A 16,564-nucleotide genomic window follows, 5' to 3' on the forward strand; every position below is an offset into this window, starting at 1 on the left:
ATTACCAAACTGTAAGATTTGCGTAACCGCTGCTCTGGTAACCTTCAACTTCCATAATCTGGTAGTCCCACTGGTTACCAAGCTGCATTCCACATCTTGCCCATGCATTGAAGTGGTTTGCAGTTGTAATGGTATTGTTCTGTCCCTGAGGACGTTTCTGTTGTCTTACACTCCAGTACTGATCAAAGGTTGCATTACCAATGATAGAAGGCTGGTTGTAACGGGTTGTCTTGTAGATATCATACCAAGCACCGTCTGTATATACATTTCCCATGTACTGACCTGTTGGGCGATAGTTACCCCAGGTATCAACGATGTAGTACTCTACAAGTTTACTTCCCTTAGTCCAACCATATGCTGCAAGGTAGCCGTTTCCAGAAGGATTCCATGCACCTGCATTATAGTTGATATTTCTATAAGAACCCTGGTTCCAGCCTTTTCCGGCTGTGAAGTTTCCACAGTTCTGCCACCATACAGAATAGTTTCCTCCATCTCCCAGAGTCATCTGTACGTTTCCGCCACCATCTGTCCAGAACGAATAATACATTCCGCCATTCCAGCCTGTACTATTCCAACTGACTGTAGCAGCTCTCGAAGCATTTGATGCTTCTGAGTCAGTGATTACATCGCCAGCTGCATTGTTACAGCTGGTGAGACACAGCATTCCTAATACTGCCGCTACAGCAGTTATTAAAATACACTTTTTCATTGGATTTCTCCTAAGAAGTTTTTTTTCTGAACATTTATCTGCAGATATAAAGTTCCTATACCATTTATTATGAGGCATAATTCTGAAAATGATATAGGAATGTTTTCTTAAGAGATTTCCCCAATCGGAGATTTCCACTATGGCATGAATTTTATCGAAGAAACTGTTCCGGAACCGGAAATTATAAGACCTTTTGCTTTCCATGCAGCTGCATCACTTGCAGTAATAATGTAATATAGTTCTTTTCCAGAGACATGTATATTTTCTCCACCGGCATTTCCGTTTAAGAAATCACCAGTGTTATAATTTGTTTTCCAGTCAGAACTTGTCAGACGTAAGAGTGCACCACCATTATCAAAAGATACCTTAAGAATAGAGCCCTCTTTAGCGTCAGCAAAAAGTGAAGCAGCCGGTATATATTCACTCTTCCAGTTCATAGTCTTTTTTTCATTGCTGATGGTTATTGCTTTTTTTTCATTCCAGCCGATAGTAACTGGAGTAGGAGGAATGTATTCAGGAATTTTATAACCTTTCACACCAACAGTATCCATCATAGCTTTTATGATTGAAGGAAAATACCACTTTCCAGATTTTCTATCCAGCCAGCCATGATGCTCGCCATTAAAACCACCTTTTACATTTTCATTGCCATCTGCATCAGAAACCATATTATCCCAAATAACGATTGGAATACCAGCTTCTTTTGCTTTTCCAAAATAGTATTTAGACCATTTTATGCGTTCTGCAGTATTGCTTTTATTTGAAGCACTAGCCTCACCCATTACAACCCCGATTCCTTTATCTGTGTAATTTGCTTTCAGGTATGAAAAATTAAAATCAAGGGTAGACTGATCATCAATACCAAATATAGAATCAGAATTAGCCATTGCGAAGTTATATGGCGAATATGCATGGGTTGAAAGAATCAATTTATCTGATGCTGTATCTGTCGGAAACTTATAAGATGATAGCATAACCGGGTGAGTTCCAGTGGCAGCATAAGCTGGAACCATAATAAAGCGCTTTGAATTATTTCCACCTGTTGCACGAATTGCGGCAATACATACGTTTTCATACTCTGTGATTACTGCGCTATATTTTTTTGCTGTTGGAGCATCATCTATATTCCATTCAAGATTTGTACCTATTGCACGAGGTTCGTTTAAAACCTCAAAAATCAGTTTGTCGCCGTAACCATTATTAAATGTAGTCGCGATCTGTCTCCAGACACTTTCAAGATATTTCTTTGAAGCAATTTTTATAGACTCATTATCAGGTGAAACGGCAAATCCAAATAAACCGGCCCCTTTTCCAAGTTTTCCTGCTTCCTGATTATCATGATGAACATTCAGTATGACATATAAATCTTCTTCTATAGCCCAGTCAACAATCTGCTTTACGCGAGCCATCCATTCTGAATCAATTGTGTAATTTGTTGTATTTGTAAGATGATTATGCCAGCTTACCGGAATTCGAATTGTTTTAAAACCGGCCTCTGCTACAGCCTTTATCATTGCTTTTGTAGTACGAGGCATGCCCCAGCTTGTCTCTTCGGCTAAACCAGAATTATTAGAAGTAGTATTACTGGCATCAAGTGTATTTCCAAGATTCCATCCGACAACAAGTTTTTTTGCAAATTCAATACTAGAAACCTGACTTATTGAAACCGCAGACTTCTCTCTAGAATCACAGTTACCATAAACTGGCAGTAAAAGAACGACAAATAATAAAAAGACTTTTTTAAACTTAATAAGGTTAGTAATCATTTTAGCCTCCTAAGTTTGCTCTTGTATAATCTTACTAATAAAAACTATAACACAAATATCAGATAAATCTATTAAAAAACGTTTTATATGATTAGAAAAAGGTGGTTAAAAAGAAAAACCGTGCCCTTTTAAGAGCACGGTTTTAATATACGACCTGTAAAAACTACAGAAGAGGCTTCATTGCTGTCATGTAAGCGCGGAGTTTGCGGCCAACAACCTCGATTGGGTGTTCGCGAATTTCTGCGTTTACTGCAACGAGTTCTGCATTATTTACAGCATTGTCTTTTACATCAAGTCCCTTACCAATAACGTCTGTATGGAGTTTTGGCATAAGGTCTTTTGCCATCATTGGAGCTGCAACGCGGCTGAAGAGGTAACATCCGTACTCAGCAGTATCAGAAATTACGCGGTTCATTTCATAGAGACGCTTGCGGTCAATGAGGTTTGCAATAAGAGGAACTTCGTGGAGTGACTCGTAGTAAGCTGATTCAGGTTTAATTCCTGCATCAACCATAGTTTCGAATGCGAGCTCACAACCAGCCTTAACCATAGCAACCATCAAAATACCCTTGTCGAAGTATTCCTGTTCTGTGATTTCGTCTGCAGCTTCTGCATTCTTTTCGAATGGGAGCTTACCTGTATCTTCACGCCAAGCGAGAAGGTCTTTATCTCCTGCTTTCCAGTCTTCCATCATTGTGCTAGAGAACTTACCGGAAATGATATCGTCCATGTGCTTCTGATAGAGAGGAGCAAGAAGTTTCTTAATATCTTTAGAAAGCTGATTAGCCTTAATCTTTGCAGGGTTAGAAAGGCGGTCCATCATATTTGTAATTCCACCCCATTTGAGAGCTTCACAAATTGCGTTCCAGCCGTGCATAAGGAACTTTGTAGCATATTCAGGTGAGATACCTTCTTCAATCATCTTGTCGTAACAAACGATTGTACCAGCCTGGAGCATACCACAGAGAATTGTCTGCTCACCCATAAGGTCAGATTTAACTTCTGCAACAAATGAAGATTCAAGAACACCAGCCTTTGAACCACCCATACCAACAGCAAGAGCCTTAGCATAAGCCCAGCCCTTTCCTTCAGGGTCGTTTACAGGATGAACGGCGATAAGATCTGGTACACCAAATCCGCGCTGGAACTCGTGCCAAACTTCTGTACCTGGTCCTTTAGGTGCACACATTACAACAGTGATATCAGGGCGAATCTGCATTCCCTCTTCAATCATATTGAATCCGTGGCTGTACCAGAGTGCAGAACCTTTCTTCATTTTTGACATAACTTCTGTGATTACAGGAGTATGCTGCTTATCTGGAGTGAGGTTTCCAACAAGGTCAGCAGTTGGAATCATCTCATCATAAGTTCCCACTTTAAATCCGTTTTCAGTTGCATTCTTCCAAGACTGGCGCTTTTCTGTAATTGCACTTTCACGAAGTGCATAACTGACATCAAGACCAGAATCGCGAAGACACATACCCTGGTTCAAACCCTGAGCACCACAGCCGACGATTACAATTTTCTTTCCTTTAAGTGCGTTAACTCCGTCAGCAAATTCTTCTTTAGCCATAGAGCGGCAGTGACCGAGCTGAAGACGTGCCTCTCTCCATGGAATTGAATTAAAATAGTTGTTTCCCATAACAAAACCTCTGAAAACTTATAAAGATTTAATATTTTAAGTATAATTAAAACTCTTGATTGAGTAAAGATGTTATAATTTTCTTCATAAGCTCAGAATCCTTTTTTCCAGTTAAAATTTCCACTCCACCGGAAACATCTACCAGTTCAGGAGAAAACTTTTCCTGTATATCCTTCACATTATCCGGAGTTATTCCACCTGCAGCCCAAAGATGATTTTTTACAACTCCATAATTATGCACTTTAGAATCCATCAGAAAACGAGGTTCTCCCATTGAGAATAATTCTTCTATATCTTTTTCTGCAGACAGAGTTTTATCTGTTACGGCAAAATAATGTGGCAGCGTAAGTAATCGTTCCGGAACCTTGCTGTAAGGAATTGCATGCAACTGAATGCAGTCTAAAACTCCCTGTTCAACAAGCTCTGCAGCTTCCTCTGCTTCTGGCGAAACAGGATCTGTAATTACAGCGACTTTTATTGCTGATATATTTTTTAGAACCGGCTGTATTTTTTCAAATCTGTTGTGCTTATCGCCGCAGACATTACGTTCAAAACCTGCAGCAAAAATAAAGCCAACAAAATCAGCACCAAGAGAATCTGCATAAATTACGTCTTCAGGATTTGTTAATCCACAGATTTTTATAAATGAATGATTCTTATTTTTCAGGCGCTGTGAATAATTGAGCCAGAATTTTGAATTCAAAGTCTCCGAAGATTTTACGAAGTTTTCAACAAGTTTTTCCCGAATCTCAGGTTGTTTTGCAGCAGCTTCACCAAGCAGCATACCCGCAAAACCAAGGCTTCCTACAAATGCAGCACTTTGAGGTGTACGAATTCCACTTTCAAAAACTACTCTGGCATCATCTCCCATAATTTTACGAATTTCAAAAAGAAGTTCACAAGGCTTCAAAAGATCAATTGTAAAATCACGGAGGTCTCTGCTATTCACACCACAAACAATCAGTTTACGTTCTTCTGCCGTTAAGCTTTTTACCAATGCAGAAAGTTTTTTTATATCTGCATCGGTTCGCACTTCAACAAGAGAAGTCATATTAAAAGAAGCAGCTTTTTTTGCCATTGAAAGAATAGTTTTGTCATCAAGGATTCGAGCAATTAAGAGTACCGCATCAGCTCCAGCGAAATATGCAGTTTCCACCTCTTCAGCATTTATAAGAAAATCCTTGCGTAAAACAGCAGGCCCTGAAAGTCCTGATTCAGCTTCATATTCATCAACAGACTTACAAACCTCCATTAAGTCACCGAGACTTCCCTTAAAATAATTCTCTTCTGTAAGGCAGGAAATTGCAGCAGCCCCTGCCTTCGCATAAGACCTGGCAGTATCTCCTGCATTCAACTGAGGAGCAATATCACCTTTGCTTGGAGATGCTCTTTTTACTTCAAGAATAACGCCCTTGCTTTGCAAAAAAGAATGCACAGGTCTGTTACGTTTTTCAGGAAGCTTAAAGCCAAAGGATATTCCTTTATTCTTCATATCCTCAGTCCGGCGTTCTACAATTTCTTTTAATATGTCCCGCTCAATTGTTTTTCCACACATATTGCATTAAGCCGCCTTTAAACTTTCTGTTTTAATCTGCTCAAGTTTTCTGAGTGCAGTACCGCTGTTAATTGCACTAACAGCCATATCATATCCTTCTTTCAGGGTTTTAACTTTACCACTTAAATAAAGCACTGCACCGGCATTAAGACCTACTGCAGCCTTTATTGTTGCACGACCACTGCCATTCAAAACTTCCATTGCAAGAGCAGCATTGTCTGCGCCACTGCCACCTTCAAGCTCATCAATATCAGCATTACTGATTCCAAACTTTGCAGGTTCAATTACATATCGATATTCTTTTCCATCTTCATTGATCTGGAAAACATCGGTTGGTTCACAAGGTGAAATCTCATCGAAACCATCGCGGCTATGAATTACCATTACCCGCTTTGCCCCCAAAGCTTTAGCAGCTCTTGCGTAATCTGCCATCAGGTCTTTGCTATATACACCGAGCACTTCATACTCAGCCCCAGCCGGATTCAAAAGAGGTCCAAGCACATTGAAGATTGTTTTGATTCCGAGGGCTTTACGAACAGGTGCTGCAAAACGCATTGCAGAATGATACACAGGAGCCATAAGAAATCCAAAACCGGTATCTTTCAAAAGGTTTGCTGTAACTTCTGGTTCAGCCATAATTTTAATTCCAAGATTTTCATAGAAATCAGCAGCACCACTCTTCGAAGAAACAGCTCTGTTTCCATGCTTAGCAACTGGCTGTCCACAACTAGCAGCAACAATTGCACTGAGACTTGAAATATTAAAACTGCCTTTTTCGTCTCCTCCAGTTCCTACGATTTCTGCAAGCCCCTGTAAAGTTCTTGGGAATGGAGTTTTCTTTTTCATAAGAGCTCCGGCACAACCTGCCATTTCTTCTGCAGTCGGAAGACCAAGTGCTGACATAGCAGTAAGAATTGAAGCAGTAATTTTTTCATCCATTGTTCCATCAGTAAGATTTTCCATAAAAAATGCAGCCTGCTCACAAGTCAAAGGCTTTTTCTCATCAATCAGCTGGCGAAGATATTCTGCAACTGGAAGATTATCCCGTCTGTAATTTAAGAAGCCCTTGAACAATTCCTGACAGCCCTGACTTGCGATGCTTTCCGGATGGAACTGAACACCTTCAATTTCGAGTGTCTTATGGCGGATACCCATAATATCTCCATCCTTTGCACGAGCTGTAATTTCAAAATCAGAAGACAAAGTAGCTTCATCAATAACTAACGAATGGTAGCGTGTAAACTTAGCACTCTTTCCGATAGTTCTGAAAACTCCTCGTCCGTCCAGATCAATTTCTTCTACGATTCCATGTTTAATAAATTTTGCCTGAACAATTTTTGCACCAAAGGCTTCTCCTATTGCCTGATGTCCAAGACAGATTCCAAGAATAGGAATTTTTCCAGCGAAATATTTTATAGCGGCAAGGCTCACTCCTGCTCCAACAGGATTTCCAGGGCCAGGAGAAACTATAAGATGGCTTGGCTTCAATTCTGCAAGCTGGTCTACTGTCATCTCATCATTTCTTACTACTTTTATTTCTTCTGATGTTGCATTCTGAAGAGACTGCACAACATTAAATGTAAAGCTGTCGTAATTATCAATAACTAAAATCATATTTCTTACCTCTCTATTTTGTTAATGTATCTATTAAAGCACCAAGTTTTTCACAGGTTTCTGTGAACTCTCTTTCAGGCGTTGAATCATAAACAATTCCACCACCGGCCTGAAGATTCCATACATTTCCCTTGCGTAAAGCACAACGAATTGAAATACAGAAATCCAGATCTCCGGAAGGCTGAATATAACCTACGGCTCCTGCATAAAAACGACGCTTTGTTTTTTCAAGTCCACTGAGAATCTGCATAGCGCTGATTTTTGGAGCACCGCTTACTGTTCCTGCAGGGAAAGATGCTCTTAAAACCTGAATAGGCTTTACACCTTCTTTTACAGTTCCCTCGGTTGTACTTACAAGATGAATGACATGACTGAATACTTCACAGTCCATGTATTGTGGAACCTTCACACTATCCTTTTCACAGACACGGCCTAAATCATTTCGTGCCAGATCAACAAGCATAAGATGCTCTGCCTGTTCCTTAGGATTATTTCTAAGTTCGAGTTTATTCTTTTCATCTTCTGCTTCATTCTTACCGCGACGGATTGTACCTGCAATCGGATGAATTGTTGCCTTACCTTTTCTAACCCGTACAAGACTTTCTGGAGAAGCACCTGTAAACTGGAACGAACCAAAATCAATATAGAACAGATATGGAGAAGGATTTACTTTACGGAGCTTTCCGTAAACAGCCATTGCAGGAGCATCACATTCAATCTGTACTCTGCGGCTTGGCACAGCCTGAATGATATCGCCGGCAACAATATGCTTTTTCAACGCATTAACCTTGTTTACATATTCTTCTTTTGAAGCTTCCAGATCAGTAAGCATTTTGTAGTCGAAACTGAAATTGTCTTCTTCAACATAAGAAAAATCCATATCATTTATACGCTTCAAAATACGTTCCATTGCTGCATGCAGATCAATCTGATGTTCGTTGTAATTAAGAGCAAAGATATGCATTTCTTCTGTAAAGTGATCAAAGATAATATAGATATGTCCGGTAACAAAAAGGCTTTCAGGAATATCTAATTCATCCTTCTGTTCAAAGAACTTTATATTGTCACAGTGCTTTGCAAATTCGTAACTGAGATAACCAAGTCCGGAAGCTGGAAGCGGAAGTTCAGAAAGAGGACCTTCCGGAGTTCTATTCTGCTGAGCAACATATAAAAGAGCATCAAGAATATCAGGTGCTTTTTCCCGGCCGAGAGCATCAAGACTTTTTTCTCCCTCTAAAACCACCGGGTCAAAAGGAATATCTTTTCCATCGATTACAAAGAAGATTCCATCATCATTCTGTTTGATTTTGAAAGCTTCTTCTGTCATCAGAATTGAATAGCGTTCACGGCCTTTTGCAAAACTTGCTGATTCAAGAATTGCACTGGCTCCTATTTTTTTTGCAAGAAGATACGGCGTGTATCTTGAGTTCTGAATACATTTGTACATTAAGTCCATTCTTATTTTCATTTCCGGCCTCCGATTTTTAATTGTTTTTATTTGTCAGCTCTTCTGCTTTAGCACGAACTGCTTTATAAAGATCTTCAGAATTATCTTTATTCTCTGTGATTATTCGGACAAAAACACTGCCCGCAACAATTGCTTCAACACTGTCTGCAAGAGCCTTTGCCTGATTTCCATTTGAAATTCCAAACCCACCGTAAAGCTTACTTCCGCCTTCTCCAGTTGCTTTCAGAAAATCAATAGTTGCTTTATCTACTGAAGTTTCAGTTCCTGTAATACCTGTTCTTAAGGCAGCATAGATATAAGGAAAACCTGCTGTTGCCATTTTCTTAAGACGCACAGGACTCATGCTTGGTGCTGCTACAGGAATATTATTCATTCCATTTTTCTGACAGGCTGCTGTAAGTCCTTCATCAAAATCAAAAGGAAGATCTGGAATTATCATTCCGGTAACTCCGGCAGCTGCAGCCTTCTTACAGAAGTTTTCAACTCCAGGGGTATAAACCAGAGAACCATAGCTCATAAGATAAATTGAAACTTCGGGAAACTCCTTATGAAGTTTTGCAATAAAGATCAATCCATCTTCTGTTTTATAACCACGCTTAAGCACTTCTGTACATGCGCCCTGAATCGCAGGACCATCTGCACTAGGATCTGAAAATGGAAGCTGAACTTCCAGGATAGAAGCACCACCGTCAACAAGTGCCCGCGCTGCAGTAAACGCAAGTTCATCTGTAGGATAACCTGCAACAAGATGACTCATAAGTTTTATTTTATTGTCTTTCATTTTACTTCCCCATTATCTGTGCTGTATGAATATCTTCATTTGCTTCAAGTCGTTCTATTTCTGAATGAAGGAATGAAAGCCATTCTGTTTTACGGAAAACTGGTGATGTAATGAATACATCCTTGTCACCACGTCCACTCATATTTATGATGATTGCTTTATCTTTTGGAAGTGTCGGTGCAAGACGAATTGCTTCTGCTCCGGCATGTGCACTTTCCATTGCGAAAAGAACACCTTCGTTCTTTGCAAAAAATTTAACTGCATTAAGAGCTTCGTCATCTCGCGCTGAAGTAAACTTAATACGGCCACTGCAACCTAGAGCTGCAAGCTGTGGTCCAATTCCACAATAATCAAGACCTGCAGAAATGGAACGGGTTGGTAAGGCCTGTCCATCATCATCAAGAAGGAATCGTGATTTATAACCATGCATAATTCCTTCGCGACCTGCATTTCCTGTCATACGGGCTGCATTCTCACCAACTCCATCTCCGATTCCACCTGCTTCTACCCCAATAAGAACAGGTTCTTTTTTATCAATGAATGGTGAAAAGAATCCTATAGAATTAGAACCACCGCCTACGCAGGCAATCATTGCAGCAACATCAAGACCACGTTCCTTAACCTGCTTTTCAACTTCCCGTCCAATTACACTCTGAAATTCTCTGACCATATCTGGAAAAGGAGCCGGACCAAGGGCACTACCCAGAACGTAATGTGTTGTATCAGGATTTGCGGCCCAGTCACGCATTGCTTCATTTACAGCATCTTTTAAGGTACGACTACCACTTGTAACTGCATGTACCTTTGCTCCGTAAAGTTCCATTGCTGCAACATTCGGCTGCTGACGGCGAACATCAACCTCGCCCATGTAAACAGTACAATCAAGGCCAAGTTTTGCGCAGGCAGCTGCAGCTGCAACTCCATGCTGCCCAGCTCCTGTCTCTGCAATAATTCGTTTTTTACCCATGCGCTTTGCAAGCAGACACTGTCCAATTGCATTATTGATTTTATGTGCGCCAGTATTTGCGAGGCCTTCAAGCTTTATATAAATCTGAGCTCCACCTAAAAGATTTGTTGCTGTCTCTGCAAAAAGAAGCGGAGTTTCACGACCAATATAATCCCTCTGAATTGTTTCAAGTTCTTTTATAAATGACGGATCTGCCATTGCTTCCTTAAAAGCAATTTCCAATTCATCCAGCGGACCTCTTAAAACTTCCGCTACATATTTACCGCCAAAACTGTTAAAAAATCCGTTGTCTGAATGCGTCATTGTTACCTCTGTAATGTTTCTATTTATAGTAACATTACAGTATAAAATACGTTTCTGTCAATAGAAACATAAATAATGTTTTGTTATTATTGCTTTTTTTATGAAAAGAAAAAAAAACAGCCAGATGTATCTGGCTGTTTTTTCAATTTAATGAATAATCTTATTTCTTAACAAGAAAGCATTTGTCTAAAGCTTCTTTGTCATGTGGTTTCCAGTAATACTGGGTTTTATCTGCATTTGTTTTAAATTTGTCAGTAATTGAATCAAAGCCAGAATCTTCTACGTCCCACAATAAACGTCTTAATCCATTCTCTGCAGTAAAATCCACGTAATAATCATATAAATCATCATCATAAGAGATGCTAGTTATAAATCTGTAACAATCATCGCTAAGCGTTGCAAGCTGAGCTTTGTCATAGTATTTTGATATTGAATAATTATTTTCTTCAATTAACCAGCCTAATTTTTTAAGTTTTGTTTTTAATTCTTCAGATGTATCATTCGGAAGAGTTCCAGAAATAGTTATACTAAAGTTATAAATTCCTTTATCCGTCTTATCAATCTGTCCGTTTTTATACGAAAAATTGAGCTGATATTTTACAATTCGATCTTCCCAATCATAATAGTCATCGATTCGTCTGTAATTCCATGTCCCATCTGACATTTCAATTGCATCAACATCTACTGTTAAACTGTTTTCATCGAACAATGCAGTATCAAAGTCAACTGTTTTTGAAGAAGAATCATTTACAACGTCATCTGCTGAATCTTTACCATCATTACCATTGTTACCACCATTACCATTGTTATTTCCAGTAGATGGAGAACATCCAACAAACAACATTGCTGCAACAACGATCAACCCCAAAACTTTTGTAATTTTTTTCATTTTTTTCTCCTTTTATTTTTTAAATTACAAATATTAATTTAATAATAACATAACAGAGAATCAGTCCACAAGTTTTTTTTATTCAATTTCAACTGATATCGGACAATGATCGGATCCAAGGACATCTGCAAGAATTGTTGAGGATTTTACTTTTTCAATAAATGATGGATTTACACACTGGTAATCTATACGCCACCCGATATTCTTTTCACGGGCATGGAAGCGGTAGCTCCACCAGGTATACTGTTTTGGCTCTTCACAGAAATGGCGGAATGTATCTACATAACCGGCCCCGGTGAACTTATCCATCCAGGCACGTTCTTCCGGCAGGTAGCCGGCATTTCCTTCGTTTGCTTTAGGATTTGCAAGATCTATAGGTTTGTGAGCGATATTGTAGTCACCACAGAGTACGATATTAAAACCATCTGCAACAAGCTGGTCGCATTTTTTAAGCATGGTATCACAGAAAGCAAGCTTGTAGTCCAGACGTGCACCAGCATCCTGACTGTTTGGAAAATAGGCAGAAATTACAGCAAGTTTTCCGAACTTGGCAATTGTTACACGGCCTTCATCATCAAAGCGTTCATCACCCATAATTTCAACGCTGTCGGGTTCTGTTTTTGTAAAGATTGCAGTTCCAGAATAGCCTGGGCGTTTTGCACTTGAAAAGTATGATTTATAAACACCGCCAGGAGCTAAGAGCTCAGGCGACAATTGACCGGGATTAGCCTTTGTTTCCTGAATACATACAACATCTGCGCCACAACCAAGCAGCCAGTCAATGAAGCCTTTTTTTTCTACAGCACGAATACCGTTTACGTTCCATGAAATGATTTTCATATCGTTCCCTATTAGTTTTACTATAAAATCTTATATTTTTTATCTTCTTTTCTGACCTTAAAAAAAGCCTTAATACAATTCGGATTTAAAATTGCGATTTGAATATGATCTTTTTCACGAAATCCAGCAGTAGGATATAATTCATTACCCTCAAAAAACACACCCCGAACTGAATCATAAGCATTATCGGGATTTTCTTCTTTTTGCTGCGCAACTAAAGAATTAATTAAAAAGCAATCCAATTCCCTTTTTAGTCTGTCTTTTCCAATTTTATTTTCAGGTAATTCTAAGCCAGAATTTTTAAGATTTTCATAATGTTCTTTAAGTTTTTGAAGATTTTCCTGTTCAGTAAAATCAAGGCAATTTCCAAGACAAATAACAGCCCCTAAAACTGCAGGCTTTTCAATTTGTTGTTTTGAATTTTGAGAATGTTCTTTTAGCATTATTGCCCATTGCAATGCCCGATCAGGATCGTTTTCCCAGAAATACATTCCCTTTCCAAGCCAGTCGTACTGATTCTCACTATAATTCAACTTTTTAGATGTTCCGTTCACCAAAGAATCACACAAACTTTGGTCACAACCATGAAAACCAAAAATTAAATTCTCTTTTACTTTGTACATTTCTTATTTGGATCAGGATCGTATTTTGATTTACTTAATTGTTTATTTACAATTTTGTAACCGCAATAAGCTAATACAGCTGCAGATAATACTCCTGCTACAGTTTTTGTCTTAGAGTTAGTTCTTTTATTTGAAGAAGTATTCATTTATATCCTCCAAAACTAATTTCAAAATATTATATCTTATAAGAATTTAATATTCAACTTTGCGAAAAATTAATTATCCATTAGTCAGAATTTCTGAAATATTAAAACAGTTGTCACCAATGTGTTCGATTGTGCGGACAATGTCGATGTAGAGAAGCTCAGACTTAACATCTGCACCACCCTCGAGACGCTTGCGGGCAACCTTCTTAAGGTCTTTACGGAAAGCATCGATTCCATCTTCAAGTTCGCGGGCAAGTTCAAGTTTTTCTGCAGTAAGCTGTTTGTTGATATTTATGCGGATAAACTGAAGGAACTGTCGGGCTAGCTCAATATACGGAAGAAGACGTTCCATATCTTCGCTCTGGAATTTCATCTTCTTTTCGATACTGCGGATAATCAACATGATTGTTCCGTAACAACTGTCACTCATATTCTCAAGTTCATCAACAATCTGAATCATATTAGAAATGTGATTCAACTGCTTTTCTGTAACCTGAAGTGATTCACACTTAATAAGGTAGTGAGTAATCTGCTCATGCATCTGATCTGCATAATCTTCTGCAAGTTCACTTGCTTCTGCATGCTTTTCTATAAAATCAGAATTACGCTTTGTAACACCAATCTGAATCTTATCAAACATATCTGTTACAACATCTGTCATATCTGCAATAGCTTTTTCTGCCTGCATAATGTGAGTTGTAATATTGTCCTTTGAAACAAGACCTGTAAATTCGAGTTTGTAAACGTTTGAAGTTTTTTCCGGATCGTCCTTGATAATCTTTTTTGCAAGTGTGATAAGCGGATTCTGCAGCGGTAAAAGAACGATAGTAGAAAGAGTTTTGAAAACTGTATGCAGCATTGAAATACGGATTGCAATATTTGAATGCTGTCCGCCAGGTGTAAGCATCATCACTAAATCCAGGAACGGATGGAAGAAGATAAGTGCAAGTACAGTACCAAACACGTTGAACATAACGTGAATCATAGCTGAACGGCGTGCATCTGCATTTGCTCCAAGAGAAGCAAGTACCGCATCAATAGTAGAACCGATGTTACTACCAAGTGTCATAGCAGCAGCCATATCCCAGCTTACAAGTCCGTTATAAGCCATTGTGATTACGATTGCAGAAAAAGCTGAAGAAGAATGCAGAAGTGCTGTAATCAGAATACCAACTACAAAGCCAATTAAAATTGCAGCAGGACCTGTACCCTGAATCTTAAAGAGCCATCCAAGCTGTTCAGGAGTGAATACATCAGAAAGTCCGCTCAAACCAAGGAAGAGCATACCGAATCCCATGAGAGCTTCAGCCCAGTTTCTGTAACGGCCCTTTCTTAGAATTGAAAGAAAATATCCGGCACCAAAAACCGGAATGGCAAATGCTGATATTTTGAAATTAAATCCGAAGATTGCAACAATCCATGCAGTGATTGTAGTACCAATATTTGCACCAAAAATTACACCTACTGACTGTGCAAGAGTCATAAGTCCGGCATTGACGAAGGTAACAACCATTACAGTTGTGGCACCCGATGACTGAACAATCATCGTAACGAAAAGTCCGGTTAAAAGGGAAGCAAAACGGTTTCCTGTAAGAACAGAGAGAGCACGCTGCAGGCGTTCTCCAGCACTCTTCTGGATACCGTCACTCATCAGCTTCATTCCATAAAGAAGGAATCCAAGGCTGCCAACAAGTTCTAAAACGGGCTGTATGACATTCATATTCCTATGATACCGAAATAGCCCCTCCTTTTCAAGAAAAATAAAATGCTGTAAAATAGAAGAATGGGTGTGGAAATGAAAAGAAAACATACTGCTATCCGCAGATTTCTTACAAAAACTGGCGTTGCAGTTTGCATATTGGCTGTTTTTTCTGCAGGCTTTACAGGCTGTAAAAAAAATCAGAAAGATAATGATCCCAACAGCGTAGATTTGACTTTAAATCAGGCTGATTCACCTGCGATTCAGTCGGCACCTCAAAAATGGCACGTTACCAATAAAAGAGTAATGGTGCTTTTTGGTTATGATTTTAATAATCCCGAAATAAAAGAAAGTCTGCTCTCACTTCTTCGAGAAAACTTTGGTCTTGATGAAGACGGCGGACTCATTTACCCGGTTACCTATCCGGAAGATTTTAAGCACGGTGTAAAAGGCTATGCTTCTGATTTTACTGCTGCCCTTCAGACTGAAGAACTGGACCTTTGCGGTGTTGTACTTCTTGGTGCACCTGAAAATACTCATATTGCACTTGCCCGTAATCAGGATAAATGGGAACAGGAAGTTCCTTACCCTGTAATTGCACTTTTTCCTCAGGATGATGTTCTTGGTATTGAATCTACCTGCGATATTGTTGTTGATAAGGGACAGACTGCAGGACTTACCGGAGAAATCGCTCCTGAAGAAACTGACGGTCAGATTCATCAGAATGCGCCGGAAATTATCGTAGAAACAATTAAATATATTCAGCTGCTGGATGGTGCCCCGGAGCGTTCGAAGGCTCTGCAGAAGCATATGCAGCAGATGCTCGAAGGATATCAGTTCCACCACTACACGGACCCGGAAACCGGGCTGATGTCGATAAATCATTTTGTATTGAATTAGTATGATAGAAATTTCACAGCACACCCAGAATATAATCGGATCACGAGATGCTATTGCTGCGCTCGAAACGAAGGATCACGCCCGACTACTTATTATTTCGGATTCGCACGGACGTTACCCGGTTTTCGAGAGTATTGTGCGCGGCTATGGAGCTAAATGTGACGCGCTGATTTTTTGTGGCGACGGCGTGAGTGATGTCGCAACTTTGCTTTATAAACAGAAAATCGATGAGAAACTGGCAGAGTGTGTGCCGCCGGTGATTGCAGCCGTACGCGGAAATTGTGATCCGTCCAGCTACCCGCTAGATAAAGGCAGCCTTTATTTTTCAGAGCTGATTGAACTTAAGGTAAACGGCCGCGGCATTCTCGTAACTCACGGCCATAACCAGGGTGTTGATTTTGGATTAGAAACTCTCGGTCTTGAAATGCAGGTTTCAGAATGCAGCACTGCTTTTTACGGGCATACTCATATTGCTCACGAAGATACGTTCAAGAATTTTAAGATTGTGAATCCGGGAAGTTGTGCAAGACCTCGGGGAGGCCAGCCAGCTGGCTTTGCAATTGCTACTGTTGAAAAAACTTTTGTTGATATAGCGTTTATAAAAATGACGTTAAAAAATGATGGGACCACAGAGTATTCTCTATGGTCCCCATATTGATGGT

The 16,564-nt window shown here is 39.5% G+C and carries 15 protein-coding genes; 2 read left to right on the plus strand and 13 right to left on the minus strand.

Annotation, left to right across the window (positions count from 1 at the left end; genetic code table 11):
• Window position 1: 1 nt before the first annotated feature.
• The 13 genes from AABJ44_RS12695 to AABJ44_RS12755 form a co-directional block, all read right to left on the minus strand.
• A complete protein-coding gene (locus tag AABJ44_RS12695) occupies window positions 2-709 on the minus strand; it encodes a glycoside hydrolase family 11 protein (protein WP_083379853.1) in 708 nt (235 codons plus the stop codon).
• A 137-nt stretch (window positions 710-846) separates the two neighbouring features.
• On the minus strand, window positions 847-2,475 hold the full coding sequence (locus AABJ44_RS12700) for a glycoside hydrolase family 5 protein (protein WP_338369432.1): 1,629 nt from the start codon (window positions 2,473-2,475) through the stop codon (window positions 847-849).
• Window positions 2,476-2,638: 163 nt separating this feature from the next.
• Window positions 2,639-4,117 carry a ketol-acid reductoisomerase gene (gene ilvC, locus AABJ44_RS12705; protein ID WP_338369434.1) on the minus strand — a complete coding sequence of 493 codons (1,479 nt, stop codon included), beginning with the start codon at window positions 4,115-4,117 and terminating at the stop codon, window positions 2,639-2,641.
• 46 nt (window positions 4,118-4,163) lie between these two features.
• Complete coding sequence (gene trpF / locus AABJ44_RS12710) at window positions 4,164-5,609, minus strand: phosphoribosylanthranilate isomerase (RefSeq protein ID WP_338369435.1); 1,446 nt, start codon at window positions 5,607-5,609, stop codon at window positions 4,164-4,166.
• Window positions 5,610-5,678: 69 nt separating this feature from the next.
• The gene (locus AABJ44_RS12715) at window positions 5,679-7,286 is read right to left on the minus strand and encodes a bifunctional anthranilate synthase component II/anthranilate phosphoribosyltransferase (RefSeq protein WP_338369436.1); all 1,608 of its coding nucleotides are present in this window, start codon (window positions 7,284-7,286) and stop codon (window positions 5,679-5,681) included.
• A gap of 13 nt (window positions 7,287-7,299) precedes the next feature.
• Complete coding sequence (locus AABJ44_RS12720; protein WP_338369437.1) at window positions 7,300-8,754, minus strand: chorismate-binding protein; 1,455 nt, start codon at window positions 8,752-8,754, stop codon at window positions 7,300-7,302.
• A 16-nt stretch (window positions 8,755-8,770) separates the two neighbouring features.
• Window positions 8,771-9,535, minus strand: a complete 765-nt coding sequence (gene trpA / locus AABJ44_RS12725; RefSeq protein ID WP_338369438.1) for a tryptophan synthase subunit alpha — start codon at window positions 9,533-9,535, stop codon at window positions 8,771-8,773.
• Between the two features lies 1 nt (window position 9,536).
• Window positions 9,537-10,805 carry a tryptophan synthase subunit beta gene (gene trpB / locus AABJ44_RS12730; RefSeq protein ID WP_338369439.1) on the minus strand — a complete coding sequence of 423 codons (1,269 nt, stop codon included), beginning with the start codon at window positions 10,803-10,805 and terminating at the stop codon, window positions 9,537-9,539.
• Between the two features lie 160 nt (window positions 10,806-10,965).
• Window positions 10,966-11,673, minus strand: a complete 708-nt coding sequence (locus AABJ44_RS12735; RefSeq protein ID WP_338369441.1) for a hypothetical protein — start codon at window positions 11,671-11,673, stop codon at window positions 10,966-10,968.
• Window positions 11,674-11,772: 99 nt separating this feature from the next.
• Window positions 11,773-12,534: an exodeoxyribonuclease III gene (locus tag AABJ44_RS12740; RefSeq protein WP_338369442.1), complete on the minus strand. Its 762-nt coding sequence runs from the start codon at window positions 12,532-12,534 to the stop codon at window positions 11,773-11,775.
• 20 nt (window positions 12,535-12,554) lie between these two features.
• Window positions 12,555-13,157 carry a hypothetical protein gene (locus AABJ44_RS12745; protein WP_074644495.1) on the minus strand — a complete coding sequence of 201 codons (603 nt, stop codon included), beginning with the start codon at window positions 13,155-13,157 and terminating at the stop codon, window positions 12,555-12,557.
• Complete coding sequence (locus tag AABJ44_RS12750; protein WP_177177755.1) at window positions 13,145-13,303, minus strand: TMEM14 family protein; 159 nt, start codon at window positions 13,301-13,303, stop codon at window positions 13,145-13,147. The genes AABJ44_RS12745 and AABJ44_RS12750 overlap by 13 nt, the downstream gene beginning before the upstream one ends.
• A gap of 73 nt (window positions 13,304-13,376) precedes the next feature.
• Window positions 13,377-15,023 carry a Na/Pi cotransporter family protein gene (locus AABJ44_RS12755; RefSeq protein WP_074644493.1) on the minus strand — a complete coding sequence of 549 codons (1,647 nt, stop codon included), beginning with the start codon at window positions 15,021-15,023 and terminating at the stop codon, window positions 13,377-13,379.
• 75 nt (window positions 15,024-15,098) lie between these two features.
• Between AABJ44_RS12755 and AABJ44_RS12760 the strand changes: the two genes are divergently transcribed.
• Window positions 15,099-15,902, plus strand: coding sequence for a hypothetical protein (locus AABJ44_RS12760; RefSeq protein WP_338369444.1), 804 nt, complete (start codon window positions 15,099-15,101; stop codon window positions 15,900-15,902).
• A 1-nt stretch (window position 15,903) separates the two neighbouring features.
• The gene (locus tag AABJ44_RS12765; protein ID WP_338369446.1) at window positions 15,904-16,560 is read left to right on the plus strand and encodes a YfcE family phosphodiesterase; all 657 of its coding nucleotides are present in this window, start codon (window positions 15,904-15,906) and stop codon (window positions 16,558-16,560) included.
• Window positions 16,561-16,564: the final 4 nt, after the last annotated feature.

It is taken from the genome of Treponema bryantii (assembly GCF_036492245.1).
Lineage (GTDB): Bacteria > Spirochaetota > Spirochaetia > Treponematales > Treponemataceae > Treponema_D > Treponema_D bryantii_C.